This window comes from Hydrogenophaga sp., from assembly GCF_030651625.1.
Lineage (GTDB): Bacteria > Pseudomonadota > Gammaproteobacteria > Burkholderiales > Burkholderiaceae_C > Hydrogenophaga.
In genome coordinates, this window is record NZ_JAUSCF010000001.1 from 1 (window position 1) to 25,419 (window position 25,419).

The 25,419-nt window shown below is 62.9% G+C and carries 28 protein-coding genes, 3 tRNA genes and 1 pseudogene; 17 read left to right on the top strand and 15 right to left on the bottom strand.

Translation table 11 applies throughout. The features are described 5' to 3' along the window. The 9 genes and pseudogenes from Q7V46_RS00005 to Q7V46_RS00045 all read left to right on the top strand — a co-directional run. A pseudogene (locus tag Q7V46_RS00005) lies at positions 1–319 on the top strand (hypothetical protein); the annotation flags it as partial. After that, positions 316–927: a hypothetical protein gene (locus tag Q7V46_RS00010; RefSeq protein ID WP_304911446.1), complete on the top strand. Its 612-nt coding sequence runs from the start codon at positions 316–318 to the stop codon at positions 925–927. The pseudogene Q7V46_RS00005 and the gene Q7V46_RS00010, both read left to right, overlap by 4 nt. Positions 928–964: 37 nt before the next feature. After that, a complete protein-coding gene (locus Q7V46_RS00015) occupies positions 965–1,411 on the top strand; it encodes a DUF1566 domain-containing protein (RefSeq protein WP_304911447.1) in 447 nt (148 codons plus the stop codon). Between the two features lie 42 nt (positions 1,412–1,453). Further along, entirely contained in the window at positions 1,454–1,816 is a 363-nt protein-coding gene (locus Q7V46_RS00020; protein WP_304911448.1) for a four helix bundle protein, read from the top strand. A gap of 302 nt (positions 1,817–2,118) precedes the next feature. Then, positions 2,119–3,189 carry an RNA-directed DNA polymerase gene (locus Q7V46_RS00025; protein WP_304911449.1) on the top strand — a complete coding sequence of 357 codons (1,071 nt, stop codon included), beginning with the start codon at positions 2,119–2,121 and terminating at the stop codon, positions 3,187–3,189. Beyond that, positions 3,186–3,677: a hypothetical protein gene (locus Q7V46_RS00030; protein WP_304911450.1), complete on the top strand. Its 492-nt coding sequence runs from the start codon at positions 3,186–3,188 to the stop codon at positions 3,675–3,677. The genes Q7V46_RS00025 and Q7V46_RS00030 overlap by 4 nt, the downstream gene beginning before the upstream one ends. A gap of 4 nt (positions 3,678–3,681) precedes the next feature. Next, entirely contained in the window at positions 3,682–3,945 is a 264-nt protein-coding gene (locus Q7V46_RS00035; protein WP_304911451.1) for a hypothetical protein, read from the top strand. After that, on the top strand, positions 3,942–4,172 hold the full coding sequence (locus Q7V46_RS00040; RefSeq protein ID WP_304911452.1) for a DUF4224 domain-containing protein: 231 nt from the start codon (positions 3,942–3,944) through the stop codon (positions 4,170–4,172). Before Q7V46_RS00035 ends, Q7V46_RS00040 begins: the two co-directional genes overlap by 4 nt. Continuing rightward, positions 4,169–5,266, top strand: a complete 1,098-nt coding sequence (locus Q7V46_RS00045; protein WP_304911453.1) for a hypothetical protein — start codon at positions 4,169–4,171, stop codon at positions 5,264–5,266. Before Q7V46_RS00040 ends, Q7V46_RS00045 begins: the two co-directional genes overlap by 4 nt. A gap of 93 nt (positions 5,267–5,359) precedes the next feature. On the opposite strand, the gene Q7V46_RS00050 is transcribed toward Q7V46_RS00045, so the two are convergent. The 9 genes from Q7V46_RS00050 to folC form a co-directional block, all read right to left on the bottom strand. Then, positions 5,360–5,436, bottom strand: a tRNA-Asp gene (locus Q7V46_RS00050). A 70-nt stretch (positions 5,437–5,506) separates the two neighbouring features. After that, positions 5,507–5,582 (bottom strand) — tRNA-Glu (locus tag Q7V46_RS00055). Between the two features lie 115 nt (positions 5,583–5,697). Then, a tRNA-Ala gene (locus Q7V46_RS00060) sits at positions 5,698–5,773 on the bottom strand. Between the two features lie 75 nt (positions 5,774–5,848). Continuing rightward, positions 5,849–7,231, bottom strand: a complete 1,383-nt coding sequence (gene gltX, locus Q7V46_RS00065) for a glutamate--tRNA ligase (RefSeq protein WP_304911454.1) — start codon at positions 7,229–7,231, stop codon at positions 5,849–5,851. A gap of 1 nt (position 7,232) precedes the next feature. After that, on the bottom strand, positions 7,233–8,438 hold the full coding sequence (locus tag Q7V46_RS00070) for an O-succinylhomoserine sulfhydrylase (protein ID WP_304911455.1): 1,206 nt from the start codon (positions 8,436–8,438) through the stop codon (positions 7,233–7,235). 12 nt (positions 8,439–8,450) lie between these two features. Then, positions 8,451–9,953, bottom strand: a complete 1,503-nt coding sequence (gene purF, locus Q7V46_RS00075; protein ID WP_304911456.1) for an amidophosphoribosyltransferase — start codon at positions 9,951–9,953, stop codon at positions 8,451–8,453. A 35-nt stretch (positions 9,954–9,988) separates the two neighbouring features. Next, complete coding sequence (locus Q7V46_RS00080) at positions 9,989–10,474, bottom strand: CvpA family protein (protein WP_304911457.1); 486 nt, start codon at positions 10,472–10,474, stop codon at positions 9,989–9,991. A gap of 79 nt (positions 10,475–10,553) precedes the next feature. Beyond that, entirely contained in the window at positions 10,554–11,300 is a 747-nt protein-coding gene (locus Q7V46_RS00085; RefSeq protein WP_304911458.1) for an SPOR domain-containing protein, read from the bottom strand. Positions 11,301–11,343: 43 nt separating this feature from the next. Beyond that, entirely contained in the window at positions 11,344–12,702 is a 1,359-nt protein-coding gene (folC, locus tag Q7V46_RS00090) for a bifunctional tetrahydrofolate synthase/dihydrofolate synthase (RefSeq protein WP_304911459.1), read from the bottom strand. A 64-nt stretch (positions 12,703–12,766) separates the two neighbouring features. Between folC and Q7V46_RS00095 the strand changes: the two genes are divergently transcribed. The 3 genes from Q7V46_RS00095 to argG all read left to right on the top strand — a co-directional run bounded on the left by Q7V46_RS00095 (position 12,767) and on the right by argG (position 14,894). Next, positions 12,767–13,123, top strand: coding sequence for an ArsC family reductase (locus tag Q7V46_RS00095; RefSeq protein ID WP_304911460.1), 357 nt, complete (start codon positions 12,767–12,769; stop codon positions 13,121–13,123). A gap of 97 nt (positions 13,124–13,220) precedes the next feature. Next, complete coding sequence (locus tag Q7V46_RS00100; RefSeq protein WP_304911461.1) at positions 13,221–13,538, top strand: pyrimidine/purine nucleoside phosphorylase; 318 nt, start codon at positions 13,221–13,223, stop codon at positions 13,536–13,538. Between the two features lie 24 nt (positions 13,539–13,562). After that, complete coding sequence (gene argG / locus Q7V46_RS00105) at positions 13,563–14,894, top strand: argininosuccinate synthase (protein ID WP_304911462.1); 1,332 nt, start codon at positions 13,563–13,565, stop codon at positions 14,892–14,894. A gap of 222 nt (positions 14,895–15,116) precedes the next feature. On the opposite strand, the gene murB is transcribed toward argG, so the two are convergent. Then, complete coding sequence (murB, locus tag Q7V46_RS00110; RefSeq protein WP_304911463.1) at positions 15,117–16,166, bottom strand: UDP-N-acetylmuramate dehydrogenase; 1,050 nt, start codon at positions 16,164–16,166, stop codon at positions 15,117–15,119. Positions 16,167–16,205: 39 nt separating this feature from the next. Between murB and Q7V46_RS00115 the strand changes: the two genes are divergently transcribed. Both Q7V46_RS00115 and Q7V46_RS00120 read left to right on the top strand, forming a co-directional pair. Then, positions 16,206–16,691, top strand: a complete 486-nt coding sequence (locus Q7V46_RS00115; RefSeq protein WP_304911464.1) for a YajQ family cyclic di-GMP-binding protein — start codon at positions 16,206–16,208, stop codon at positions 16,689–16,691. 88 nt (positions 16,692–16,779) lie between these two features. Continuing rightward, a complete protein-coding gene (locus Q7V46_RS00120; RefSeq protein ID WP_304911465.1) occupies positions 16,780–17,424 on the top strand; it encodes a TIGR02281 family clan AA aspartic protease in 645 nt (214 codons plus the stop codon). Between the two features lie 205 nt (positions 17,425–17,629). On the opposite strand, the gene Q7V46_RS00125 is transcribed toward Q7V46_RS00120, so the two are convergent. The 4 genes from Q7V46_RS00125 to Q7V46_RS00140 form a co-directional block, all read right to left on the bottom strand. Then, positions 17,630–18,010: a RidA family protein gene (locus Q7V46_RS00125; RefSeq protein WP_304911466.1), complete on the bottom strand. Its 381-nt coding sequence runs from the start codon at positions 18,008–18,010 to the stop codon at positions 17,630–17,632. After that, on the bottom strand, positions 18,007–18,636 hold the full coding sequence (gene plsY / locus Q7V46_RS00130; RefSeq protein WP_304911467.1) for a glycerol-3-phosphate 1-O-acyltransferase PlsY: 630 nt from the start codon (positions 18,634–18,636) through the stop codon (positions 18,007–18,009). Before plsY ends, Q7V46_RS00125 begins: the two co-directional genes overlap by 4 nt. Positions 18,637–18,694: 58 nt before the next feature. Next, entirely contained in the window at positions 18,695–19,186 is a 492-nt protein-coding gene (locus Q7V46_RS00135) for an aminoacyl-tRNA deacylase (RefSeq protein ID WP_304911468.1), read from the bottom strand. A 158-nt stretch (positions 19,187–19,344) separates the two neighbouring features. Then, positions 19,345–20,397, bottom strand: coding sequence for an aldo/keto reductase (locus tag Q7V46_RS00140; protein ID WP_304911469.1), 1,053 nt, complete (start codon positions 20,395–20,397; stop codon positions 19,345–19,347). A 179-nt stretch (positions 20,398–20,576) separates the two neighbouring features. On the opposite strand from Q7V46_RS00140, the gene Q7V46_RS00145 reads away from it, so the two are divergent. Continuing rightward, complete coding sequence (locus Q7V46_RS00145; protein ID WP_304911470.1) at positions 20,577–21,248, top strand: OmpA family protein; 672 nt, start codon at positions 20,577–20,579, stop codon at positions 21,246–21,248. A 61-nt stretch (positions 21,249–21,309) separates the two neighbouring features. On the opposite strand, the gene Q7V46_RS00150 is transcribed toward Q7V46_RS00145, so the two are convergent. Next, entirely contained in the window at positions 21,310–23,070 is a 1,761-nt protein-coding gene (locus tag Q7V46_RS00150; RefSeq protein ID WP_304911511.1) for an acyl-CoA synthetase, read from the bottom strand. 86 nt (positions 23,071–23,156) lie between these two features. Between Q7V46_RS00150 and Q7V46_RS00155 the strand changes: the two genes are divergently transcribed. Together Q7V46_RS00155 and prfB are read left to right on the top strand one after the other, a co-directional pair. Next, positions 23,157–24,065: an alpha/beta fold hydrolase gene (locus Q7V46_RS00155; protein WP_304911471.1), complete on the top strand. Its 909-nt coding sequence runs from the start codon at positions 23,157–23,159 to the stop codon at positions 24,063–24,065. 239 nt (positions 24,066–24,304) lie between these two features. After that, positions 24,305–25,409 (top strand): peptide chain release factor 2 gene (gene prfB, locus Q7V46_RS00160; protein ID WP_304911472.1). Its coding sequence is split into 2 segments (ribosomal slippage): positions 24,305–24,385 and positions 24,387–25,409, totalling 1,104 coding nucleotides; the frame shifts between segments, so codons are not numbered across the junction. Positions 25,410–25,419: the final 10 nt, after the last annotated feature.

Consider the following 25,419-nt stretch of genomic DNA (forward strand, 5'->3'; position numbering starts at 1 on the left):
GGTGGAAAACCGCGACGGGTCCACCGAGTGTCGCGGCCGCATCCTCATCCACGCCGGCAAGACCATGCCCAGGCGCGACTACGAAGAGGTGAGCGAGCAGCTGATCGGCGGCGGCCTGCTCACCCACATGCCGGCCTTCGAAGAGCTGGAGCGCGGCGGCGTGGTGGGCGTCACCACCATCACCGACTGCGTCACCGAGCACCCGTCGCCATGGTTCACCGGCCCGTTCGGCTTCGTGTGCCAGGACAGCAAGCCGCTGCCCTTCTTTCCGGTCAACGGGCAGCTGAAGTTTTTCGATGTGAAGGGGGTGCAGCCATGACAGACCAGGTCACACACCTGCGCGGCCAGTGCCTGGTGCTCGCCGGCCTGCTCGAAAACGCCGTGAAGGTGGTGCAAACCATTGAGCCCGAGAACAGCGACGAGGAAGAGCAGCTCCAGGCGTTCATTGATCGGAGCAACAGCGCTGTTCAGACCGTGCTGAGAGAGCACGCCATGCAACCCAGTCACCACCTGATTTCCCCAACCACCACCCTACAGGAGCAACCCTTGAAAACCCAAATCACCATCGCCGAACTCCCCGCCATCGGAGAAACCCTCGAAGGCGGCATCTTCGCTGGCCTCACCACGAAGCCGGACGGCACCCACTGCGCTGCAGTTCTTCTTCCAGCACAAGGCACGGACCTGAACTGGAAAGCCGCCAAGGCATGGGCAGGAAAGCAAGACGGTGAGCTGCCCAGCCGCCCAGTGGCCGCCCTGCTGTTCGCGAACCTCAAGGAACAACTGCGCCCCAACTGGCACTGGACGGCCGATGGAGACGGCGCCTCCTACGCCTGGAGTTGCAACTTCGGCCTCGGCGGCCAGAGCTACGGCCACAAGAGCTACGAGGGCTCGGCTGTTGCCGTCCGCTTGATTCACCTCACCGCTTGATCCTTCAATCCTTTTTTCCCCCGGAGCCCGCATCAACATGATCACTCTTGAAACCATCCAGCAAAAGCAGGCCGAACTGGCCGCGCTCATTCAGCAGCTCACCAGCCACACCACCCATCTGATTTTTCCAAAGTTCGAGGTCGAGCTGCGCCACGGCGAACGCTACGCAGGCACCGTGCTGAGTGAAGACGGACAGATACAGCACCACCTGGTGCTGATGGCCCGGCGCCCCGCCACCAAGCTCACATGGGCTGCGGCCATGGAATGGGCTGAATCCGTGGATGGCTCACTGCCCACCCGGCAAGAGCAAGCCCTGCTCTACGCCAACTGCAAGCCGCACCTCGACCCATGCTGGCACTGGTCCTGCGAATCGCACAAAGAAGACGCCTCCTGCGCCTGGTATTGCTACTTCGGCTACGGCTACCAGAGCTACGGCCACAAGAGCTACGAGGGCTCGGCTGTTGCCGTCCGCAGATTCATCTGAGTCCTTCAATTCTTCAATCCTTTTGAACTGAGTCACACCACCATGGCCCTGCATACCGATCTCCCGATCTACCGCACCGGCGTGCGCCTGCTTGACCTCGCAGTCAAGGTTCAGGTGCAGATGCCACGCACCGTCAAGCGCGCGCTGGGCGAGAAGATCACCCAGCACTGTGTGGACATGCTCGACCTCATGGCCCTGGCCAATGCCACGCAGCGCCAGGTACGCACCGGGTACATCGAGCAGTTGCTGGCCAAGCAGCGCGCCATCACAGTGCTGCTGCGGGTCAGCCACGACAGCCGATACCTCTCTCCCAAGCTCTGGGCAGACAGCATCGAGCTGCTGGGCAGCATCGGCAAACAGGCCGGCGGGTGGCTCAAAAACGCCAACAGGGCGCCTGCAGCATGACGGTCAAGGCCCTCATGCCCGTGCGTATATTGAATCTGGTCGCGCCCCTGGCCCACAAGGCCACGGCCATGCACATCACGGAAACCGGCAATCACACGATAGCCAGGTCCGGTGCAACCGCCCCGCTGAATGCCCACCGCCACATCGGCGAAGGCCCTCGGCCGGGCGGCCTGAACCGCGCGATGGTTGCGCCTCCTACGCCTGGAATTGCAACTTCAACAACGGCAACCAGAACAACAACCACAAGAGCTACGAGGGCTCGGCTGTTGCCGTCCGCAGATCCACACCTGTTTCAGCTACTCGTGCAAGCCTACCTCGATTGCCGGCTCACCAAGCGCAACAGCGCCAGTGCGCAGGCCTTCGAGGCCCAAGCTGAGCACAACTTGTTCCAGTTGCACGAAGAGCTGGCCAGCGGCACTTACCAGCCAGGCCGCTCAGTGTGCTTCGTCATCACCCGGCCCAAACCCCGCGAAGTGTGGGCCGCCCGGTTCCGCGATCGCATCGTCCATCACCTGCTCTACAACCACATTGCGCCGCGTTTTCACGCCCGCTTCACAGCAGACAGCTGTGCCTGCATCCCAGGCCGTGGCACCCTCTATGCAGCCCGCCGGCTGGAGCACCAGGTGCGAAGCATCACCCGCAACTGGACGGAGCCAGCGCACTACCTCAAGTGTGACCTGGCCAATTTCTTCGTCAGCATCGACAAAGCCGTTTTGCTGGGCCAACTGCAGCGCCAGGTGACCGAGCCGTGGTGGATGGCCCTGGCCGCCACCATCCTGATGCACGACCCACGGCAAGACGTTGAAGTGCGCGGCACCCACAGCGAACTCGCTCTGGTGCCACCACACAAGAGCCTGTTCAACGCGCCTGAAGGCCACGGCCTTCCTATTGGCAACCTCAGCAGCCAGTTCTTTGCAAACGTGCTTCTCGATGACCTTGACCAGTTCGTAAAGCACCAGGTGCGCGCACCTCACTACGTGCGCTACGTGGACGACTTCATCTTGCTGCACCACAGCCCGCAATGGCTCAACCAGGCCAAAGCAAACATCGAGCACCTGCTGTCTGATCTGCACCTGCAGATCAACCCCCGCAAGACCATCCTGCAGCCCGTGGCGCGCGGTGTGGACTTCGTGGGCCACCTGATCAAGCCCTGGCGCCGCATGACCCGGCGGCGCACCTTGCACGCCGCGCTGGACCGCCTGCAGGTGGCACCAGCTCCCGACTTGCACCAAAGCGCAAACAGCTACTTCGGCCTGCTGCGCCAGGCCAGCCACAGCCACAACGACCAGGCACGCGTGGCCCGGCTGATGCTGGACCGTGGGCATGTGGTGGCTGGGGATCTGAGCAAGATCTACAGGAGGTCAAAACCATGAGCCGCCGCAAGCACACACCCGTCCACCTCTACACCTACAACATGGTCGACGAGCTGCTGGCCAGCCCGACCGAGCCGATGCCAGAGGCGAAGAGAACCCTGCAGCTGTCGCGCATGTGGGAAGGCCTGGTGGCCATGGAAACCGGCGCACAGCCGAAGCCCATCGACTGGCGCTACTGCTCAGACGCGGTGAACCTGCTGGAGACCCTTGTCCGCGAAATGCACGTGGCCGAAGACACCACCGGGCTCCTGCAGGACGCGATTGCTGCCCTGGCACACGCTGGGCAGCGCCACCGCACCCACGGGACCATCCGGCTCGATGGCCCAGGCATGCGCGCCGTGCGGATGGTGCTGGAAAGCTATGCCGATCTGATCGAGCAGCTGCCCGCACGCACCGTGGTGCGTGCCCACCGCCTCACCGAGAAGCGTATCTACGCGCTGTATTCAGGCAAGCGCCGCCCGCACGACGTGGAAGTCATTTCACTGTGACCACATGATGGACCTCACCCCGAATCTCATTTTCGAACTCACCGGCGCAGCCTTCGGCGTGCTGGGCACCGTGCTGCTGGCACTGAACGGCCCACGCGCCGGCTGGGGGTTTGTGGCCTACCTGGCCAGCAACGCCGCCTGGATCGGCTTCGCGTGGATACATGGCCACTGGGGCCTGCTGGCCCAACAGGTCGCCTTCACCGCCAGCAGCCTGCTGGGCGTGTGGGTGTGGCTGATTCGACCGACTACAGGAAGGGGGCGCACATGAACCCGACATTGACCGCCAGCGAGCTGGAAGCCATCACCGGCTACCGCACACCATCGCGCCAGCTGCAAACCCTGCACGATCGCGGCTTCACCCGCGCGTACCGGAACCGGCTGGGCGAGGTGGTGCTGGAGCGACCGCATTACGATGCGGTCTGCCGTGGCGAGTACGCCAGGACCAACCAAACCCGGCCCACCGTGAACACCACCTTCTTGCGCAGAGCAGCATGATCCGCCGCCGCGACAACCCCGACGGCCTGCCCTACCGCGTCTATGAGCGCAAGGGCCTGCGCACCTACAGCATCGGATACAAGCAGCCAGACGGGAAGTGGGCGTTCAGGTATTCATGCGCGGCCGACGATCGCGCCAAGGTCGCAGAGCTGCGCGCCAAGGCCATCGGTGAGGCCGCGCTGCTGGGGCACGGGGTTCGCACCGCCGGCCAGGTGGACGAGCTGATCACCGCCTGGTTCAAAAGCCAGGAAGCCCTGCCAGAGGGCGACATCAACCGCCGCGCCGCGTCCACTCTCACGGAGAACAAGCGCGAGGCCAACAACCTGCGCCAGGCATTCGGCCACATGAACCCGGCCGACGTGACCAAGGCCGACGGATACGCCTACCTGGACGCCTGCGCCCAGGCCAACCGGCCGTCGAAGGGCAACAAGGAAATATCGCTGCTGCAGCTCATCCTGGAACACGGCGTGCGCATCGGCATGATCGCCACGAACCCACTCTCAGGCCTGCGCAAGCTCAGGACCGCGACCCAGCGCCGCTACGTGAGCGACGCGGATCTGGATCTGGCCGTGGAGGTGGGAAGGGCCAGGGGCGGCACCAGACACATCGTCGCCATGGCGCTGCGCACCGCCTACCTGTGCGTGCGCCGATCGGTGGAGGTGCGGGGCATCACACGCGAGGCAATCACTGACGCCGGCATGGTCTGGGCCGACGGCAAAAGCCGCACCAAGGCCCCGGTGCTGATCGAATGGACGCCCGAGCTGCGCGCCACCATCACCGAGGCGCTGCAGATCAAGCGAAACCACGTCGCCGGCACGATGTACATCTTCGGCAACATGCGCGGCCAGCGTTACACCAAAGGCGGCTGGAAGGCCGTGCTCGATGACCTGATGACCGACTGCCAGGCAGAGGCATCGCGGCGTGGCGTGAAGTTCGAACGCTTCAGCCTGCAGGACTGCCGGCCCAAGGGCGTGAGCGACAAGCTCGACAGCGGCCAGACCGACACCCAAGACGCCACGGGCCACACCAGCGACCGCATGATTCGCCAGGTCTATGACCGCCGCAAACTGAAGAAAGCCGCGCCGGTTCGTTGATTCATATTCCAAAGTTTGGAATAAGGCGCTGTGTAGGTTACACCGCCAGAAACGAAAAAGCCCCGTAAGTCATTGATTTACGGGGCTTTATCCTGGCGGAGTGGACGGGGCTCGAACCCGCGACCCCCGGCGTGACAGGCCGGTATTCTAACCAACTGAACTACCACTCCTGGTAGATGACATTCGTCCTTGCGAACCAAGCGCCAACCACTTGTGCCTGAGATGCCTTGCGGCAAATTCTGGCGACCCTACGGGGATTCGAACCCCGGTACTCACCGTGAAAGGGTGATGTCCTAGGCCTCTAGACGATAGGGTCAAAACCTTGGGACTAACCGAAACGCGGCAATCTCAACCGCGCTTTTTCGAGCCTTGCATTGTAGCATCTGAAGAACCATGTTCTTCTTCGGCAACTTTGCAGAACCCTGAAATTTTGGTGGAGGTAAGCGGGATCGAACCGCTGACCTCTTGCATGCCATGCAAGCGCTCTCCCAGCTGAGCTATACCCCCACAGGGTTTGTCAATTTACTCTTGGCATGTCACTGCCCGGTGCAAATCAGCAAGCCTCAAATTATAAGACACTTTTTAACTGTTTTGGAGGCGATCCAAAACAGTTTGCCGCTGGTGCAGTTCGAGCACCGCGTCCAGAGAAGGCGTCTGCGCGGTACCCATGACCAGGACACGCACTGGCATGGCCAGTTGCGGCATCTTGATGCCGTGAGCGATGGTGGTTTCCTTGATCGCTACCGAAATCCCTGACTTGCTCCACTCGCAGTCGGCCAATTTGGCGGCCAAGGTGGCGAGCGCGGGCCTGATCGCGTCGGTCAGGTGCTGCGCACGCTCCTCGTCAGATGGCGTGACGGCGCCGTAGAACGCACTGGCCCAATTTGCCAGCGCGACCGTGGTGTCACAGCGATCCTTGAACAAGCCACAAATGCGGGGAAGGCGTCCATCAGCGTTCACGCCACGCAGCGTCAATTGATCCGCCACGATGGGCGCAAGCACAGCGTCATCCATCGCCTTGAGGTGTTGGGCATTGACCCAGCGCAGCTTGGCTTCGTCGAACTGCGCGGCGCTGCGGCCCAGGTGGTCAAGGTTGAACCATTCAAGGAACTGAGCGCGGCTGAAGAGTTCGTCGTCGCCGTGGCTCCATCCCAGGCGCGCCAGGTAGTTCACCATGGCGTCGGGCAGGTAGCCTTCGTCGCGGTACTGCGTGACGGGCTTGGCGCCGTTGCGCTTGCTCATCTTTTCGCCCTGCTCGTTCAGCACGGTGGGCAGATGAGCGTAGACCGGCGGCTCTTTGCCGAGCGCACGGAAGATGTTGATCTGGCGCGGCGTGTTGTTCACATGGTCGTCGCCGCGGATCACGTGCGTGATGGTCATGTCGATGTCGTCGACGACCACGCAGAAGTTGTAAGTGGGCGTGCCGTCGGGACGCGCAATCACCAGATCGTCGAGTTCGTCGTTGCTGATCTCGATGCGGCCCTTGACCTTGTCGTCCCAGGTCACCAAACCCCCCTGCGGGTTTTTGAAGCGCAGCACGGGTTTCACACCCTCAGGCACGGGCGGCAGTGTCTTGCCAGGCTCGGGCCGCCAGGTGCCGTCGTAGCGTGGCTTTTCCTTGGCCGCCATCTGGCGTTCGCGCAGCGCGTCAAGCTCGGCCACGCTCATGTAGCAGGGATACACCAGCCCGGCGGTCACCATGTCGCCCAGCACGGCCTTGTAGCGGTCCATGCGCTGCATCTGATAGAACGGGCCTTCGTCGTGATCGAGCCCGAGCCATTTCATGCCTTCGATGATGACGTCGACGGCCTCCTGCGATGAGCGTTCAAGATCGGTGTCTTCGATGCGCAGGATGAAGACGCCACCGGTGGAGCGCGCAAACGCCCAGGGATAAAGAGCAGAACGGATGTTGCCGAGGTGGATGAACCCTGTGGGCGATGGTGCAAAGCGGGTGCGAACGGTCATGTCAAAGGGTCGTGAGGCCGATGTCGAGATCGGCCTGGATATCGGAAATGTGCTCAAGGCCCACGGCCACGCGAACAAGGCCTTGCACCACGCCAGCGGTCTGGCGCTGGGCTTCGGTCAGGCGGCCGTGCGAGGTGCTGGCCGGGTGGGCCACCAGCGTCTTTGTGTCGCCCAGATTGGTGGAGAGCGACAGCACCTGCAGCGAGTCCAGTACATGGAACGCCCGCGCACGCGCCTGGTCGGCGTCTGATGCCTTCACTTCAAACGACAGCACGGCGCCACCGCAATTCGACTGCTGGGCCATGGCCAGCTCATGCTGAGGGTGGCTGCTCAGGCCCGGGTAATGCACCTTGGCCACGGCGGGGTGTGCCTGCAGCCACTGCGCGAGCTGGAGCGCGCGTGCCGACTGGGCCTGCATGCGGATGTCCAGCGTTTCCAGCCCCTTCAGGACCACCCAGGCGTTGAATGGCGCCAGCGTCATGCCTGCGCTCTTGAGCACGGGTAGAAAGGTTTTCGTGACGAGCGCCTCGCTGGCGCACAGGGCGCCGGCCATGACCCGGCCCTGCCCGTCCAGGTACTTGGTACCCGAGTGCATGACGATGTCGGCACCGAAGGCCATTGGGCGCTGCAGCGCCGGCGTGGCAAAGCAGTTGTCCACACACAGCAAGGCACCCGCGCTGTGGGCAATATCGGCCAGGGCCTGGATGTCGCACACGTCAGTGAGCGGGTTGGTGGGCGTCTCGGCAAACAGCAGCCGGGTGCTGGGCCGCAATGCGGCTTTCCATGCGCTGGCGTCGGTTTGCGAAACGAAAGTGGATTCGACACCGAACCTGGCCAGGTCGGAACCGATCAGCTTGATCGTGGAACCGAACATGGAGTGCGAACAGATCACATGGTCGCCCGCCTTGAGCAACCCCATGCACATCATCAAAATGGCCGACATGCCGGACGCGGTGGATATGCAGGCCTCGGCACCTTCGAGCGCTGCCAGGCGCTGCTCCAAGCTGGCCACCGTGGGATTGCCATAGCGACCATAGGTGAAGCCTTCTTCATCGCCTGCAAAGCGGCGGGCGGCCGCTTCCGCGCTGGGCTGCACGTAGCCACTGGTGAGGAAGAGCGCCTCGGAATTTTCGCCGTATGGGCTGCGCGCCACGGCCTCGCGCACGGCCAACGTGTCGCGATGCAGTTCGTGTTTTTTCGGTTTCATCGACAGCGACTCTCAGGCGGTTTGCGCGTTGGGCAGGGCCAGACGCGACGTGTCTTCTTCGCCCTCTTCGCTCATGTCGCGCCCGGCGTTCAGGCGCGCGATGTCTTCGAGCGTGATGTCGCCGGTCACATACACACCGTCAAAGCAGGACGCGTCAAAACCAGAGAGTTTCGGATTCAGCGAGCCAATCGCCTGCTTCATTCCATCCACATCCTGGTAGATCAGCGCGTCGCAGCCGATGCTCTCCCGCACCTCTTCAACGGTGCGGCCATGAGCCACCAGCTCGTCGGGCGTGGGCATGTCGATGCCGTACACATTGGGGTAGCGCACGGGAGGCGCAGCGCTGGCCAGGTACACCTTGCGGGCACCGGCGTCGCGCGCCATCTGCACGATTTCACGGCTGGTGGTGCCGCGCACGATGGAGTCGTCCACCAGCAGCACATTGCGGCCCTTGAATTCGCTGCCAATCACATTGAGCTTCTGGCGCACCGATTTCTTGCGCACGCCCTGCCCCGGCATGATGAAGGTGCGGCCCACATAGCGGTTTTTCACAAAACCCTCGCGGTAGGGCAGACCCAGCAGCTTCGCCAGTTCCATGGCGCTTGGACGGGACGATTCCGGGATCGGTATCACCACGTCGATCTCATTGGGTGGCACGGTGGACACGACCCGTTTGGCCAGGGTGACACCCAGATTCAAGCGCGCCTGGTAGACCGAGATTCCATCCAGCACGGAATCTGGCCGGGCCAGATACACATACTCGAAGATGCAAGGATGGTGACTGATCTGATCGGCGCATTGCTGGAACTGCATGTTGCCTTCCAGGTCCACGAACAGCGCTTCGCCTGGAAGCAGATCCCGATCCAGTTCAAAGCCGTTGCCGTCCAGCGTGACCGATTCGCTGGCGACCATCACACCCTGGTCGTTTCGCCCCACACACAGGGGCCGAATGCCGTGCGGATCACGGAAAGCGACCAGGCCGTGGCCGGCGATCAGCGCCACCACGGCATACGAACCCTTGATGCGCTGATGCACCCCGCGCACGGCAGCAAACACATCGGCCGGCTTCAGAGTGATGCCCCTGGTGACCTTCTCCAGCTCGTGGGCGAGCACGTTGAGCAACACTTCTGAGTCGCTCTCGGTGTTGATGTGGCGGTGGTCGGTCTGAAACAGCTCCTGCTTCAACGCATGGGCGTTGGTGAGGTTGCCGTTGTGCACCAGCACCAGTCCGAACGGGGCGTTCACGTAAAAGGGCTGAGCCTCTTCTTCGCTGTATGCGTTGCCAGCGGTCGGATAGCGCACTTGTCCCAGCCCGCAGTTGCCGGGCAATGCGCGCATGTTGCGGGTGCGAAAAACGTCGCGCACCATGCCCTTGGCTTTGTGCATGAAAAACTTCCGGCCCTGCTGCGTCACGATGCCGGCAGCGTCCTGCCCACGGTGCTGCAACAGCAGCAGCGCATCGTAGATCAGCTGATTGACCGGCGTCTGGCTGACCACGCCCACGATTCCACACATATAAGCTTCCTAGAAGAGAAAAACAGACCCCTGCTTCAGGGCAGGTAGTGCGCCACTGCCACAGGCAACAGGGGCTTGAGCTCGTGCAGCGTCATTGTCAAAGCCGCACCCGTTGCAGAGGTGCGCCACCACTCGCTGTGCTGCAATTGCGTCATGTTCACCACCACGGCGAACCCCAGCAACATCACCACTCCCCGCAAGACCCCAAACGCACCACCCAAAATCCGGTCAACGGGCCTGAGCCCTATCGTTGCCACCAGCTTGCGCACCAGCCAGGCCAACAATCCACCAGCAAAAGCGACCCCGATGAAGACCAGTGCAAACCCTGCTGCAATCTGCAGCGCTGGTGACGCACCCTCCATGGGAAGCACTTGCGCCATGTCCACGGCATAAGCCTGAGCCAGTACAAACGCCGCCACCCATCCGGCCACCGAAAGCACTTCGTACACCAGCCCGCGCCACAGCCCCAGCAGTGCGGAAAACGCCAGCACCGCAAGCAACGCCCAGTCCATCAATCCCATGTGGGCTCGGTCCAGTGGGGCATCAGAAGCCGAGCGTTTCGGAAGGGTGTGCGGGCATGGGCGTGCGACTCTCAGCCTCTCAGAGCGTCAGGATGCGGGCGGGGTAACCCAGCGCTTTGACCCGAGCCGCCACCCGGTCGGCTTCCGCCTGACTTGAGAAGGGTCCAAGACGCACCCGGATGCGAGGACCTTCGCTGGTCTCGGCCACGTGGGTATAGGTCTTCAATCCCGCCGCTTCAATCTTCTGGCGCACTTCTCTGGCACGAGCGGGTTCGGCAAACGCGCCGACTTGCACGACCAGACGCACCGTGGCACTGCCGTCAGAACCAACCAATGCCGCCGCCGGCGCAGATGGCACAGGAGCAGCATTCCTGGCGATGGAAGGCACGTCGGGCGGAGGTGCGGGAGCCGGCGCGGGCGCTGGCGCCAGAACACGCGGCGGGTCTGCTGGTGCCGTGACTGCCGCGGTGACCGGGCGTGCGGCAGGCGCTGGCGCCTGAACAGGCGCTGCGGCGACCGGCTCTTCCTGTGCGCGCTCGGATGCCTCGACGCTGTTTCTGAGGCTCGTGGCGGCCGGTTCTGCAACGGCCGTACGAGCACCGGCTTCCGGCGCCAAAGGGGCCGCTTTTGAGGGAATTTCGATCGGAATGTCGACGGCAATAGGACGCGGCTGTGTGTCGAACAGAAGTGAGAACCCCACCACACCCACCAACACCAGAATGCTTGCACCAATGAGCCTGTGTCTGGCGCGCCGGCGCACCGCCTCAATGCTTTGCGGTGGAGGTGTCGGGGAATTGCCCTGAGAGGCAGCGCGGGATTTGATCATTCGGAATGAAGGATTGCGGGGCCACTGCGACGAGTGGCCGGCCTCAGGCGGTCAGGTGTCGGGCCGACAAGCGAGGCACGCCTTGCTGCAACACACCGCCCACGGTGAAGAAGGACCCGAAGACCACGATTCTATCAGCGGGGTCTGCCAGGGACACGGCCGCACGCAGGGCGCTCATGGGGTCGGCATGGCAGCCCGCCACCCTGGATTTCCCCCCGGGCGCAGTCGCTGGATGGGCATCCAGCTTCTGTCGCAGCGCGTCGGTCTTGATGGCGCGGTCCAGCGGCAGCTCGGTGAGGTGCCAGTGGTCGATCAGGGGTGCGATGCGCTCGATCATGGCGGACAAATCCTTGTCGGCCATGGCCCCGAACACGGCATGGGTGGTCGGGTAGTAGCCCATGGCATCGAGGTTTTCGGTCAGTGCCGCGACCGAATGCGGGTTGTGGGCCACGTCCAGCACCAGCGTGGGCGTGCCGGGAACGATCTGGAAACGGCCTGGCAGATCCACCAGCACCAGTCCGTTGCGCACCGCCTGGGCGGTCACCGGCAACCTGGCACGCAGCGCCTCTACAGCTGCCAGCACACCGGCCGCATTGACCAGCTGGTTCGATCCACGCAGGGCGGGATAGGCCAGCCCGCTGTACCGCCGTCCCCCGTGAGAAGGGTGCATGGCCCAGCCCCATTGCTGCTGATCGCCGGCAAAATGAAAATCTTTGCCAACGCGCCAAAGATCGGCACCCACCTCGGTGGCGCGATCGATCACACTTTGCGGCGGCACCGGATCGCTCACCACCACCGGGCGACCGGTGCGCATGATCCCGGCTTTTTCATAGCCGATCGCCTCCCGGTCATTGCCCAGCATCGCCATGTGGTCGAGCGCAATGCAGGTGATGACGGCACAGTCGGTGTCAATGATGTTGACCGCGTCGAGCCGCCCCCCCAGACCGACTTCCAGAATCACCACATCCAGACCGCTTCGAGCCAGCGTTTGGAGGATCGCCAGGGTGGTGAATTCAAAATAGGTGAGGCTGACGGGCTCATCGTCGCCCTGCCCGGCGCGGGCCTGCTCCACCTCGGCCAGGGCTGGCAGCAAGGTGGCAGCCTCCACAGGCACGCCGGCGATGCGGCACCGCTCCTCAAAATGGACCAGGTGAGGCGAGGTGTAGACACCGGTGCGATAGCCTGACTCGCTGTAGATGGCTTCCAGCATGGCGCAGGTGGACCCTTTGCCATTGGTACCCGCCACCGTGATCACCGGGCAAGACATCACCAGCCCCATGCGCTGAGCCACGCGCTGAACACGCTCAAGTCCCATGTCGATGGATTTGGGGTGCAGGCGCTCGCAGTGCGCGAGCCAGTCGGCCAGGGTGGTGGGGTGATCGGGCAGAGGAATTTCAAGCATGGTGCATTTTCCCACTGCCCCCACCATGGCATGTTGCGAAGGGTTTGCCGCACAATCCTGGTCCATGATCACCGTCTATGGCATTCCCAATTGCGACACCGTCAAAAAGGCCAGGACCTGGCTTACCCAGCACGGCATCGCACATCAATTTCACGATTTCAAGAAGCAGGGCGTGCCAGAGGCAGAGCTTGACCAATGGCTGTCTGCCCTGGGCTGGGAACCGCTGGTCAACCGCAAGGGCACCACCTGGCGCAAGCTGGACGAGTCCACGCGCGAAAGCGTGACGGATGCCACCAGCGCACGGGCCCTCATGCTGGCGCAACCCAGCGTGATCAAACGACCGGTGGTGCATTGGCAGACGGCCCGGCCCTCCAGCCTGACGGTGGGCTTTGATCCTGCAGAGTGGCAGGGCCGCCTTTGAGTCGTGTGCTCCACGGATCGCACGCCGCGTACGGGCCCCTCTGGTTGCGGACCTAAAATCGCAGATCCGCCTCAAAGCCTTCATCCACCGAATTGCAATGACCACCACCCACATCGACGGCGCTGCCGTGACCACCCAGGCCAGCGTCTATTTCGACGGCAAATGCATCAGCCACGGCCTCACCTTTCCGGATGGCACAAAAAAGTCGGTGGGCGTGATACTGCCCGCCACGCTCACTTTCAACACAGGTGCACCAGAGATCATGGAGTGCGTGGCTGGCGCATGCGAGTACAAGCTCGCTGGCACTGAAGCGTGGCTGAAGTCGGCGCCTGGCGACAAGTTCAGCATTCCCGCCAACAGCAGCTTCGAAATTCGGGTCGCCGAGACCTATCACTACATCTGCCACTTCGGCTGATTCCGCAGACACCCTCACCACACCATGGCCACCATTCTCCAGAACCTCCCTCTCCAGCAAAAAGTCGGCATCGCATTTTCTGGCGGACTCGACACCAGCGCCGCCCTGCTCTGGATGAAGCAGAAAGGTGCGGTCCCCTACGCCTACACCGCCAACCTCGGCCAGCCCGACGAGCCGGACTACGACGAGATCCCGCGCAAGGCCATGCAGTACGGCGCGGAGAAGGCGCGGCTGATCGACTGCCGCACGCAACTGGCGCACGAAGGCATCGCCGCGCTGCAGTGCGGCGCTTTTCACATCAGCACCGCGGGCGTGACCTACTTCAACACCACGCCGCTGGGTCGCGCCGTGACTGGCACCATGCTGGTGGCGGCCATGAAGGAAGACGATGTGCACATCTGGGGCGATGGCAGCACCTTCAAGGGCAATGACATCGAGCGTTTCTACCGCTACGGACTGCTGACCAACCCCAGCCTGAAGATCTACAAGCCCTGGCTGGACCAGTTGTTCATTGACGAACTGGGTGGCCGCGCCGAAATGAGCGCCTTCATGACCGCCAATGGGTTTGGCTACAAGATGAGCGCCGAAAAGGCCTACAGCACCGACAGCAACATGCTCGGCGCCACGCACGAAGCCAAGGACCTCGAGCACCTGAACACCGGCATCCACATCGTCAACCCCATCATGGGCGTGGCTTTCTGGAAAGATGAGGTTGAAGTGAAGCGCGAAACCGTGACGGTGCGTTTCGAGGAAGGCCAGCCGGTGGCGCTCAACGGTGAGACCTTCACCAGCCCGGTGGACCTGATCCTCAAGGCCAATGAAATCGGCGGGCGCCACGGTCTGGGCATGAGCGACCAGATCGAAAACCGCATCATCGAGGCCAAGAGCCGCGGCATCTACGAGGCCCCAGGCCTGGCGCTGCTGCACATCGCCTACGAGCGGCTGGTCACCGGCATCCACAACGAAGACACCATCGAGCAGTACCGCATCAACGGCCTGCGCCTGGGCCGCCTGCTGTACCAGGGTCGCTGGTTCGACCCGCAGGCCATCATGTTGCGCGAAACGGCTCAACGCTGGATCGCGCGCGCCATCACCGGAGAAGTCACAGTGGAGCTGCGCCGCGGCAACGACTATTCGATCGTCAACACGGAAAGCCCCAACCTGACTTACGCGCCCGAGCGTCTGAGCATGGAAAAGGTGGAAGACGCGCCCTTCAGCCCGCTGGACCGCATTGGCCAGTTGACCATGCGCAACCTGGACATCGTGGACACGCGCGCCAAGCTGGGCATTTACGCCAAGACGGGTTTGCTATCCCTGGGTGAGGGATCGCAGATGTTGAAGCTTGAAGGCGAGTAACCGCTCTTGTTGCTGATACCTCGCGGATTCGGAGAGTCATGGCGCGCTGGCATTCAACCTTCGCACGCCTGCATGCTGGCGGCCCGACGATGGCGGGTGGCTGGCGTAGCGAAATAAAGGAGGAGAGGCGGCGAAGCCGACTCGGGGGATATTCGCGGAGCCGGCCACCCGCCATCGTCGGGCCTTGAGGTCGGGCGGGTGTGAAACGGGAGGCCGAACGGATCAGACCACCACGGGCTCAGGCTCCAGCAAGATCCCGAAGCGCTCATACACACTGGTCTGGATGGCCTTGGCAAGCGTCATCACTTCCCCCCCGGTGGCGCCACCCCGGTTCACCAGCACGAGGGCCTGCTTGTCGTACACGCCCGCGTTGCCCACGCCCCGGCCCTTCCAGCCACAAGCATCGATCAACCAGCCTGCGGCCAGCTTGATGCTGCCATCGGCCATGGGGTAGTGCACCACCTTCGGATCGCGAGCAATGATGTCGGCACACTGCTCCACGCTCACCGTGGGGTTCTTGAAGAAGCTGCCGGCGTTGCCGATCACCGCCGGGTCGGGCAGCTTGGCTCGGCGGATCGCACAGACCCAATCAAAGATCTGACGGGCATCGGGTTGTTGGATGCCGGTCTCGGCGATTTTGCGTTCGAGGTCCGCATACCCCAGCACCGGTTTCCATGGCCTGGGCAACCAGAAACGGACCCGCGTGATCACCGCGCACCCCGAGAGTCCCAGGCCCTTGTCACCCGAAGGCGCGTGCTTGAACACCGAGTCGCGGTAGCCGAACCCACACTGCGCCGCATTCAGCGTGAAGGCCCGGCCGGTGCGCAGATCCACTGCATCGAGCGAATGAAACCGGTCTTGCAGCTCAACACCGTACGCACCAATGTTCTGCACCGGGGACGCGCCCACGGAGCCCGGGATCAGCGCCAGATTTTCGAGCCCCGGGCAACCTTGTTCCAGCGTCCAGGCCACGAAGTCGTGCCAGCTTTCGCCCGCACCCGCTTCTACGACGAAGCCCTTTTCCTGCTCCTCCAGCAAACGCCGCCCGGCAATCTCGACCTTGATCACCAGGGTCTTGATGTCGCCCGTGATCACCAGGTTGCTGCCACCGCCCAGCACCAACGGCGGCACAGCATCGCCCACCTCCTGGGCGAGGCCTGAAACCATCTCCTCCAGCGCTTCCTGCGAATGCACGCGCACCAGCTTCAGGGCGCGCGCCTGGATGCCAAAGCTGTTGTAGGGCTGGAGCGCCACGTTTTTCTCGACTAACATGACCGGATTGTCTCACTCACATTCAGCGGATCCATCACCATGCCTTCATTTGATACCGTCCTCGAAGCCGATCTGGTCGAAGTAAAAAACGCCGTGGATCAGGTGGCTAGAGAAGTCGGCACACGATTCGACTTCAAGGGCACCAGCGCCGCCATCGAACTCAAGGACAAGGACATCACCCTTTTCGGCGACGCCGATTTTCAGCTGACACAGGTCGAAGACGTGCTGCGCAACAAGCTCGCCAAGCGCGGAGTGGACGTGCGCTTCCTGGACATGGGCAAGGTCGAAAAGATCGGCGGCGACAAGGTCAAACAGGTCGTCAAGGTCAGGAACGGCATCAGCACCGAAGACGGCAAAAAAATCCAGCAGGCCATCAAAGGCAGCAAGCTCAAGGTGCAGGGGGCCATTCAGGGAGACGCCGTTCGCGTCACGGGAGCCAAGCGCGACGACCTTCAGGCCGCCATGGCGCTGATTCGCGAAGAAATGAAGGATTTGCCGCTGTCGTTCAACAACTTTCGCGATTGAGTCTTCAGCCTCGCGACACGTCGTTCTACATCTTGTACAGACGCGTCCTGGAAGTGGTACCCGGCAACCCTTTGATGGAAAGCAGCCGATGCACAACTGGATGATCGCCATGGCCCTGATCGGCGGTTCAGCAGCCACGACGGCATGGGCGCAGCAGGTGGCCCTGTCCGGTCTGTCGGGCAGCCGCGCCCTGCTGGTGATCGATGGGGCGGCACCTCGTTTCCTCAGCCCGGGGCAAAGCCACCAGGGTGTGAAGCTGCTCAACGCGCAAGGTGACAGCGCCACCGTGGAAGTGGCCGGGCAGCGACAAACGCTGCGGGTCGGAGACGCCCCAGTCAGCGTCGGCAACACCCCGAGCAGCGGCGGTGGACAACGCATCGTGCTCACCGCCGATGCCCGCGGTCATTTCCTGCCCCAGGGGCAGATCAACGGCCGCTCGGTGCAGTTCATGGTCGACACCGGGGCCACCGTGATCGCCATTGGCGAGGCTGAGGCCCAACGGCTCAACCTGAATTTCAAGGAAGGTCGTCCGGTTCGCATCAGCACGGCCAACGGCACGGTGAACGCCTACCAGATCCAGCTCAGCTCGGTGCGTGTGGGCGATGTGCAGGTGTACGACGTGGCCGCGGTGGTGGCGCCCCAGCCCATGCCCTACGTGCTGCTCGGCAACAGCTTTCTCACGCGCTTCCAGATGCAGCGCAACAACGATCAGATGACGCTGGAGAAGCGTTAGGGCGCTGAGCAAGGGCCTGTGGATGCGAGCGCCACGAGAGCCCTTTGTTCAACGAATGCCTTAGAACTTGTCCGTAAATAGTCGAGGTCGGCGTGGCGGACGCTTGGAGCGCATGGCGGCGTTGCAAATCCTCGCGATACCTACAGGTATCGCTGTGGTTTGCGCCTTGCCCTGGACCCCAATCGCCTCGCCATCCTCCGCTCGCCTATTTACGGACAAGTACCTGGTTCTCTCCCTGGGCGGCTGTGACCACGATTTCGATCTTCCAGTCCGGATTGGCCAGCGCGGCTTGCACGGTGGCCCGAGGCGGTGCAGTGCCCGGCACCACCCAGGCATCCCACACCTCGTTCATGGCGGCAATGTCCTGTATGTCAGACAGGAAAATCTGCGTGCGCAGGATGAGCGATTTGTCGCTGCCTGCTTCTACCAGGCGCTGCTGCACCTGGTCGAGCACGTCCTGAGTCTGACCCCGGATGTCGGTATCACCCCGCTCGGGCACCATGCCGGCGAGGTAAACCACGCCGTTGAAAACAGCAGCTTCACTGTAACGCGCGGCCACGCCATGACGTTGGATAGGTGAACTCATTTTTTCTTGGCTCCCAGCTTGCTTTCCTTGCCAGCAATCAGACGGTTGATGTTTTCGGCGTGGCGCCAGACCAGCAGGAGGCCCATGACCGCGAGGCTCAGCACGATCACGCCAGGCGCATTCCAGGCCACCCTGTCACCGAACAGATAGAAGAACGGTGCGAACACGGCGGTGACCATGGAGGCCAGCGACGAGTAGCGAAAGAAGAAGGCCACGATGAGCCACGTGATCAGCGAAGCCAGCCCCAGCCAGGGTTCGAAAGCGATGATCACGCCAGCCGCCGTGGCCACGCCCTTCCCTCCCTGGAAACGGAAGAACACCGGAAACAGGTGGCCCAGGAAGGCCGCGAATCCCACCAGGGCGACTGTGCCGTCACCCAGACCCCATGCTTCGCCCCATACCTTCACAACCACCACAGGTAGCCAGCCCTTGAGCGCGTCGAGCAACAACGTGGTGATGGCTGCCGCCTTGTTGCCTGAACGCAGCACATTGGTGGCGCCCGGGTTCTTGCTGCCGTAGGTGCGCGGGTCGTTCAAGCCCATCAGGCGACTCACCAGCACGGCAAACGAGAGCGAGCCGATCAGGTAGGCGGCCACCGTGGCCAGAAGCGGATTGACGAATTCCAAGCGTGGCTCCTAAGTTGTGTTTGTGCATGCATGCCGGACGCACGAGCCGGCTCCCAACCTATTCTGCCAGCGCGCATTGCACCGGCAGGGCGCCGAGCGGATGGCTCAACACGACGGGTTCCAGCCCAACCAGAAAACCTCGGCGCCCACCATTGATCCAGATGCGAGGCAACGCCAGCACCGAATCCTCCACCCACACCGGCATCTCGCGCTTCAACCCGAATGGCGAGGTGCCACCGACCAGATAGCCGCTGTAACGGTTGGCCACCTCGGGCTTGCACGGCTCCACCGACTTGACCCCGATCTGCCGTGCGAGATTCTTCGTGGAGACCGTGCGATTGCCATGCATCAGCACCGCCAGCGGTTTGCCCGCGTCGTCCTGCATGATCAGCGTCTTCACCACGGCAAACGCATCCAGGCCGAGGACCTCTGCGCTGTGTAACGCCCCACCGCGTTCAAGATAGTCGTACGGATGCTCGGTGAACGCTACACCGTGCGCCTTGAGCCAGGCGGTGGCGGGCGTTTCACTGATGTGCTGTTTTCTGGTCATTTCGTTCAGAGGGATTCGCGTCTGGAACTTGATTGGCCGGGGCTCACCAGCCCCCGGCGCGAAGCGACCCCGTCCAGAGACACTGTGTAGCCGGCTTTGCCGTGCCACGGGCATCGCCCCTCGAGGGGTTCACGCGCGGCGTGGCGGGGGCGTTTCCTTCACTGAGCAGGATCCCTGTGTTCCCAGCGAATTTTGTCGATCTCGGCAAGCAGTTCGGGGGACAAGGTGGTACCCCAGGCGTCCAGGCATTCGTCAAGCTGGGCCATTGACGTCACCCCGATGATCGTGCTCGCCACACGCCAGTTGGTGTAGCAGAAGGCCAGCGCCATCTGCGAAGGTGTGAGCCCATGGTCTCGTGCCAGCTGGTTGTACCGGATGGCAGTGGCCAGTGCTTCGGGGCGGCCCCAGCGCTGCTTGCGCATCGACTCAAACAAGGCCATGCGCCCGGCATCGCCCACCAGTCCGGTCTGGTCGTACTTGCCGCTCAACAAACCGAAGCCCAGCGGCGAATACGCCAGCAGCGACACGCCCAGACGGTGGCAGGTTTCGTCCAGGCCGTTTTCGTAACTGCGGTTGATCAGGCAGTACGGGTTCTGCACCGTGGCCACACGCGGCAAGCCATGCTGTTCAGCCAGGCGCACGAACTCGTGCACGCCATAAGGTGATTCATTGGACAGGCCCACAGCCTTGATCTTGCCGGCCTTCACCAGCTCGGCCATGGCTTCCAGCTGCTCCAGCACCGACGCACAGGGCTTGTCTTTGGTGGGGTCGAATGTCAGCAGGCCAAATGCCGGCACATTGCGCGCAGGCCAGTGAATCTGGTAGAGGTCGATCACGTCGGTCTTCAGGCGGCGCAGGCTGTCGTCACAGGCCTTGAGGATCTCCGACTTGCTCACGCCAGCGTTTTCACCGCGGATCCAGGGCATGCCGCGCGACGGACCGGCCACCTTGGTGGCCAGCACCACTTTGGCACGCAAGCCGGCGTCCTTCGCAAACCAGTTGCCCAGGATGGTCTCGGTGGCACCGCAGGTTTCGGCCCGCGCTGGCACGGAATACATCTCGGCGGCATCCAGAAAATTGACGCCTCGCTCCAGGGATCGGTCCAGGATGCTGTGCGCGGTGTCTTCATTGACCTGCTCGCCAAAGGTCATGGTGCCAAGGCAGATGGGAGCAACTTGCAGGGCGCTGGTGCCCAAGGGAATTTGATTCATGCAAATACTTTGTAAAGTCAGGTAGCAATTGAGGCCCGAGCGATCGGCCGGGGTATAAGTTTAGAGCGCATCTGGCAGCGGGTCAGTCGCCATGAAAAACGTCGGGCATATGGATGGTGCCTGGAACGCTCACATTCCCTTGATGTTCCATCATCGCCAAAGCCAGTAAAGCATTGCACATGAAAACCCTTCCCCAGTTCACACGCGGCCTGACCATTACCACACTTGCCGCCGTCATCGCGCTCGGCGGCTGCGCCAACATGAGCGAGACACAGACCGATTCGGCCAAGGGCGCCGGCATCGGTGCACTGGCCGGCGTGCTGCTGGGGGCCGCCACCGGCGGCTCCAAAGGCGCAACCCAGGGTGCGGTCATCGGCGCAGGCGCCGGTGCCCTGGGCGGCTACATCTGGTCCTCCAGAATGCAGGAACAGAAGCGGGCCATGGAAGTCGCCACCGCAGGCACCGGCATTGGCGTGAGCCAGACATCGGACAACCGCCTCAAGCTTGACGTGCCAGCTGACGCGGGATTTTCCACCGGCCGATCGACGGTGAGCCCGACTCTGCAACGCGTGCTGGGCCAGTTCGCCAACACGCTCAACGCCAACCCGGTGACCGCCGTGGCCATCGTGGGCCACACCGACAGCACGGGCAGTGACGCGATCAACGAACCCCTGTCGTTTGACCGGGCCAACGCGACGCGCGACTACCTCGTGGCACGCGGCGTTTCGCCGGTCCGCATTGCCACCGATGGCAGAGGCTCGCGCCAGCCGATCGCCGACAATGGCACCGCGGATGGCCGCGCGCAGAACCGCCGGGTGGAAATCTACGTGGCCGAGTCGGCCGCACGCTGATCATTCGGCACGCCCCAGAAGGCCCGGCCGGGTCTTCTGGGGCGTTGTGCTTGCAAAAGCCTCAAGCCTGCGAGACGGCACACGCACCCGCTGCAGCACGTGCCCGTTCCTCCTCCTGCAATCGCAACACGCGACGCTGCACCTTGCCGGTGGTGGTCATGGGCAGGGCATCGACAAATTCGATCTCCTTGGGGTATTCGTAGGGCGCCAGCTTGCCCTTCACATGGGCCTGCAAAGCCTTCACCAGCTTCTCGTTGCCTTGTCCGACATGGTCGGGCGAGAGCACCACATAGGCCTTGACCACCGCTCCCCGCTCGGCGTCGGGCTTGGGCACCACCGCCGCATTGGCCACCGCGGGGTGCTTGACAAGGCAGTTCTCGATTTCCCCAGGACCGATGCGGTAGCCCGCCGCCTTGAACACGTCATCGGCACGGCCCTGGTACCAGAGGTAGCCATCGGCGTCGCGAACCGCGATGTCGCCGGTGCGGCACCAACTGCTGGTGGCGTCACCAGTGAACTTGGCCCGCGTGGCCGCCTCGTTTTTCCAGTAGCCCAGAAAGAAGATAGGGTCGGGCTGTCCATGCCGGTCCAGCCGGTGCACCGCCACATCACCCGGCACGCCCACCGGGGACTCGTTGCCGGCTTCGTCGATCACGGCGACGCGATGACCCGGGTATGCCTTGCCCATGCTCCCTGGTTTGGCAGGGTACAGGCGCGAACAATTGCCCACGATGTAGTTGATCTCGGTCTGACCAAACATTTCGTTGACCGTGACACCCAACTGGTGAAGGCAGTAGTCAAACACCGCATCGCCCACAGCCTCGCCCGCGCTCATCAACGCCAGCAACTCAAAGCGGTACTGCTTCTTGGGTTCAGGACAGGCTTTCATCATCGCCTTCAGAGCGGTCGGAAACAGAAAGCTGTGCGTCACTGCATGCCGTTGCAGCAGTTCAAACGCGATCTGTGGCGAGAAGCGCCCGTTGTAGCCGACAATGGGCCGACCGAAGTACAACGTTGGCAGCAACGCATCCATGAGCCCGCCGGTCCAGGCCCAGTCAGCCGGCGACCAGAACACCGCTAAAGATGGAGAGCTGGCATCAAACGGGTCGAAGCCGAACCAGTTCTGGCTGCATATGAAACCTGTGAGGTTGCCGATGAGCGCCCGGTGCGGAATCAGTGCGCCCTTGGGGTTGCCCGTTGTCCCACTGGTGTAGATCAATACCGCTGCCTCGTCGCAATGTGTCTGCACCAGCGGGAACGCGTCAGGCTCTTGAGCAAGCACCGCCGCCCAGTCCAGCGCCGAAGCGCCCTGCATGGTCGCATCGATCGAGATCACCGAGTGCAACAGCGGGCAGTCGTCGCTGACAGAATGCAATCCTCCCAGGGTGCTGGCATCACAGATCGCCACCACCGCTTCGCTATCGCGAAGGCGGTAGGCCAGCGCCTCCGGGCCGAACAGTTGCGACAGCGGCATGCCCACCGCGCCCATCTGCAGCACGGCCATGTAAGCCACCGCAGTTTCGAAGCGCTGAGGCAGCACAATGGCAACCCGGTCGCCGCGTTTCACACCCAGCGCCGTGAGCGCATTGGACAAGCGGTTGGCCTGGTTCTGCAGCTCCGCGTAGCTGTGGTGGCGGTCGGGCTCATCCGGCGCGCACGCGATCACAGCGGTTTGGGAGGCGGTGGCGGCGTTTTCCGCCCAACGCCGCACGCAGACCTCTGCCATGTTGAAGCGCTGTGGCACATGCCACCGAAACCCGCTGTGCAGCGCCTCGTGGCTGTCCGTGATCGATCGTTTCCCGGCGATTGCGGAACGCCGCATGGCAACCGTTTTTCCGCGCTGGCCCGTGTCGCTGCGTTGACTCGATGGCATCGCCTGTCTCCGTTGTGTTCACTATGATCTGGCGAATGTACCAAGCCAAGAAGCCTTCGCAGAGCACGTTTGTCCCCATCCGCCACTTGCAATACCACGTTCGGCAATGGGGTGCGCCCACATCGGGCCAGGCGCCACTGGTGTTGGTGCACGGGTGGATGGATGTGGCCGCTTCGTGGCAGTTCATGGTGGACGCCCTGCAAATGGAACGCTGGATCATCGCCCCGGACTGGCGCGGCTTTGGCCTGACCCGCGAACCCGGCTCTGCACCTGACAGCTACTGGTTTGCCGACTATCTGGCCGACCTCGACCTCCTCCTTGATCACTTCGCCAAGGGCCAGCAAGTCGACCTCGTGGGCCACAGCATGGGGGGCAATGTGGCCATGATGTACGGCGGCGTGCGCCCCGATCGGATCCGACGCCTGGTCAATCTGGAAGGCTTTGGTCTCCCAGCGACCAAGCCTGCCCAGGCACCCGGTCGCTACGCCAAATGGATTGACGAAATCAAGTCGCTGCACGCTGGGGAAATGGCGCTCAAGGCTTATGACTCACCCGAAGGCGTGGCACGCCGCCTGATGAAAACCAACCCCAGGCTGCCGGCAGACAAGGCCACCTGGCTGGCCCGGCATTGGGCGTCGCAGAACGGACAAGGGCAGTGGGAGATTCTGGGCAATCCCGCTCACAAGGTGGTCAGTGCCCACCTTTACCAGGTGGATGAGGCGCTGGAAATCTACCGCCGCATCAGCGCGCCCGTGCTCAGCGTGACGGCCAGCGACGACAGCCTGAGCCAGTGGTGGAAAGGCAGCTTCACGCTGGCGCAGTACCATGAGCGATTGGGCGCTGTGACCCTGTTGCAAAACGCTGTGATCGCCGATGCAGGCCACATGCTGCACCACGATCAACCCGATGCACTGGCTCGGCTGATCGAATCCTTCTTGAACTAACCACCCCCTGCGCCGCTGACGCGGCTTCCCCCTCTCTGGCGCCTTCGGCTTGGAGGGGGACGGCGGCTCGGGCCGGCGGAGCCGGACCCTTGTCGCCCCTGGTTTGGGGGTACCTCTCTCGTGGCAGATCGCACTCCGGTGCGGAGGGCGGCTGACGTGAGAAAATCGCTGTTTCGGCGGGCGCGCTCCTGGCAACGCCTCCGACCCATTTCCGCAGAATTTTGACGAAGGTACTCCCCATGGACGCAGAACGCAGCAACACCATCCGCAGCCAGCTTGAAGACCTGACCACTCGCGTGGTCGAGCTCCGGAGGTATCTTTGACTACGATGCCAAAGCATCCAAACTGAAGGAAGTCGAATCCGCGCTGGAGGACCCGACGGTCTGGAACGATCCCAAGCGCGCGCAGGATCTGGGACGTGAGAAAAAATCGCTCGAAGACGTGGTGCACGTGCTGGACCGCCTCACCGGTGAACTGTCGGACAACACCGAACTGTTCGACATGTCGCTCGACGATGACGATGAAGCGGGCCTGATCACCATCGAAGGTGAAGCCGCCAAAATCGCGGCTGAGGTGGAAAAGCTCGAATTCCGGCGCATGTTCCACAATCCCGCTGATCCGCTGAACTGCTTCCTGGACATCCAGGCCGGTGCTGGCGGCACCGAGGCCTGTGACTGGGCCAGCATGCTGCTGCGCCAGTATCTGCGATACGCCGAACGCAAGGGTTTCAAGACCACCATCGAAGATGAGACGGCGGGCGACACCGCCGGCATCAAGGGCGCGACCATCAAGATCGAGGGCGAGTACGCCTTCGGCCTGCTGCGCACCGAAACCGGCGTGCACCGCCTGGTGCGCAAGAGCCCGTTCGACAGCTCGGGTGGCCGCCACACCTCGTTCGCCTCGGTGTTCGTCTACCCCGAGATCGACGACTCGATCGAGATCAACATCAACCCCGCCGATGTGCGCACCGACACCTACCGGGCATCGGGCGCCGGTGGCCAGCACATCAACAAGACCGATTCGGCCGTGCGCCTCACGCACATGCCCACGGGGATTGTGGTGCAGTGTCAGGATGGCCGAAGCCAGCACAGCAACCGAGACACGGCGTGGCAGCGTCTGCGTTCCAAGCTCTACGACTTTGAGCTGCGCAAGCAGCAGGAAGAGCAGCAAAAGCTCGAAGACACCAAGACCGACGTGGGCTGGGGTCACCAGATCCGCAGCTACGTGCTGGACAACAGCCGCATCAAGGATCTGCGCACCAACGTCGAAATTTCGGCCACGCAGAAGGTGCTGGATGGTGATCTCGATGTCTTCATTGAAGCATCTCTTAAACAAGGAGTCTGAGCATGAGTTC

Coding starts and splice junctions, on each gene's coding strand:
- Q7V46_RS00095 (WP_304911460.1), top strand. CDS start 12,767: ATGATCACCGTCTATGGCATTCCCAATTGCGACACCGTCAAAAAGGCC.
- Q7V46_RS00015 (WP_304911447.1), top strand. CDS start 965: ATGATCACTCTTGAAACCATCCAGCAAAAGCAGGCCGAACTGGCCGCG.
- Q7V46_RS00030 (WP_304911450.1), top strand. CDS start 3,186: ATGAGCCGCCGCAAGCACACACCCGTCCACCTCTACACCTACAACATG.
- Q7V46_RS00155 (WP_304911471.1), top strand. CDS start 23,157: ATGTACCAAGCCAAGAAGCCTTCGCAGAGCACGTTTGTCCCCATCCGC.
- purF (WP_304911456.1), bottom strand. CDS start 9,953: ATGTGTGGAATCGTGGGCGTGGTCAGCCAGACGCCGGTCAATCAGCTG.
- gltX (WP_304911454.1), bottom strand. CDS start 7,231: ATGACCGTTCGCACCCGCTTTGCACCATCGCCCACAGGGTTCATCCAC.
- Q7V46_RS00115 (WP_304911464.1), top strand. CDS start 16,206: ATGCCTTCATTTGATACCGTCCTCGAAGCCGATCTGGTCGAAGTAAAA.
- murB (WP_304911463.1), bottom strand. CDS start 16,166: ATGTTAGTCGAGAAAAACGTGGCGCTCCAGCCCTACAACAGCTTTGGC.
- Q7V46_RS00080 (WP_304911457.1), bottom strand. CDS start 10,474: ATGGGATTGATGGACTGGGCGTTGCTTGCGGTGCTGGCGTTTTCCGCA.
- Q7V46_RS00010 (WP_304911446.1), top strand. CDS start 316: ATGACAGACCAGGTCACACACCTGCGCGGCCAGTGCCTGGTGCTCGCC.
- Q7V46_RS00145 (WP_304911470.1), top strand. CDS start 20,577: ATGAAAACCCTTCCCCAGTTCACACGCGGCCTGACCATTACCACACTT.
- Q7V46_RS00040 (WP_304911452.1), top strand. CDS start 3,942: ATGAACCCGACATTGACCGCCAGCGAGCTGGAAGCCATCACCGGCTAC.
- Q7V46_RS00045 (WP_304911453.1), top strand. CDS start 4,169: ATGATCCGCCGCCGCGACAACCCCGACGGCCTGCCCTACCGCGTCTAT.
- folC (WP_304911459.1), bottom strand. CDS start 12,702: ATGCTTGAAATTCCTCTGCCCGATCACCCCACCACCCTGGCCGACTGG.
- Q7V46_RS00020 (WP_304911448.1), top strand. CDS start 1,454: ATGGCCCTGCATACCGATCTCCCGATCTACCGCACCGGCGTGCGCCTG.
- Q7V46_RS00100 (WP_304911461.1), top strand. CDS start 13,221: ATGACCACCACCCACATCGACGGCGCTGCCGTGACCACCCAGGCCAGC.
- Q7V46_RS00085 (WP_304911458.1), bottom strand. CDS start 11,300: ATGATCAAATCCCGCGCTGCCTCTCAGGGCAATTCCCCGACACCTCCA.
- Q7V46_RS00035 (WP_304911451.1), top strand. CDS start 3,682: ATGATGGACCTCACCCCGAATCTCATTTTCGAACTCACCGGCGCAGCC.
- argG (WP_304911462.1), top strand. CDS start 13,563: ATGGCCACCATTCTCCAGAACCTCCCTCTCCAGCAAAAAGTCGGCATC.
- Q7V46_RS00125 (WP_304911466.1), bottom strand. CDS start 18,010: ATGAGTTCACCTATCCAACGTCATGGCGTGGCCGCGCGTTACAGTGAA.
- Q7V46_RS00135 (WP_304911468.1), bottom strand. CDS start 19,186: ATGACCAGAAAACAGCACATCAGTGAAACGCCCGCCACCGCCTGGCTC.
- Q7V46_RS00120 (WP_304911465.1), top strand. CDS start 16,780: ATGCACAACTGGATGATCGCCATGGCCCTGATCGGCGGTTCAGCAGCC.
- Q7V46_RS00070 (WP_304911455.1), bottom strand. CDS start 8,438: ATGAAACCGAAAAAACACGAACTGCATCGCGACACGTTGGCCGTGCGC.
- Q7V46_RS00150 (WP_304911511.1), bottom strand. CDS start 23,070: ATGCGGCGTTCCGCAATCGCCGGGAAACGATCGATCACGGACAGCCAC.
- Q7V46_RS00140 (WP_304911469.1), bottom strand. CDS start 20,397: ATGAATCAAATTCCCTTGGGCACCAGCGCCCTGCAAGTTGCTCCCATC.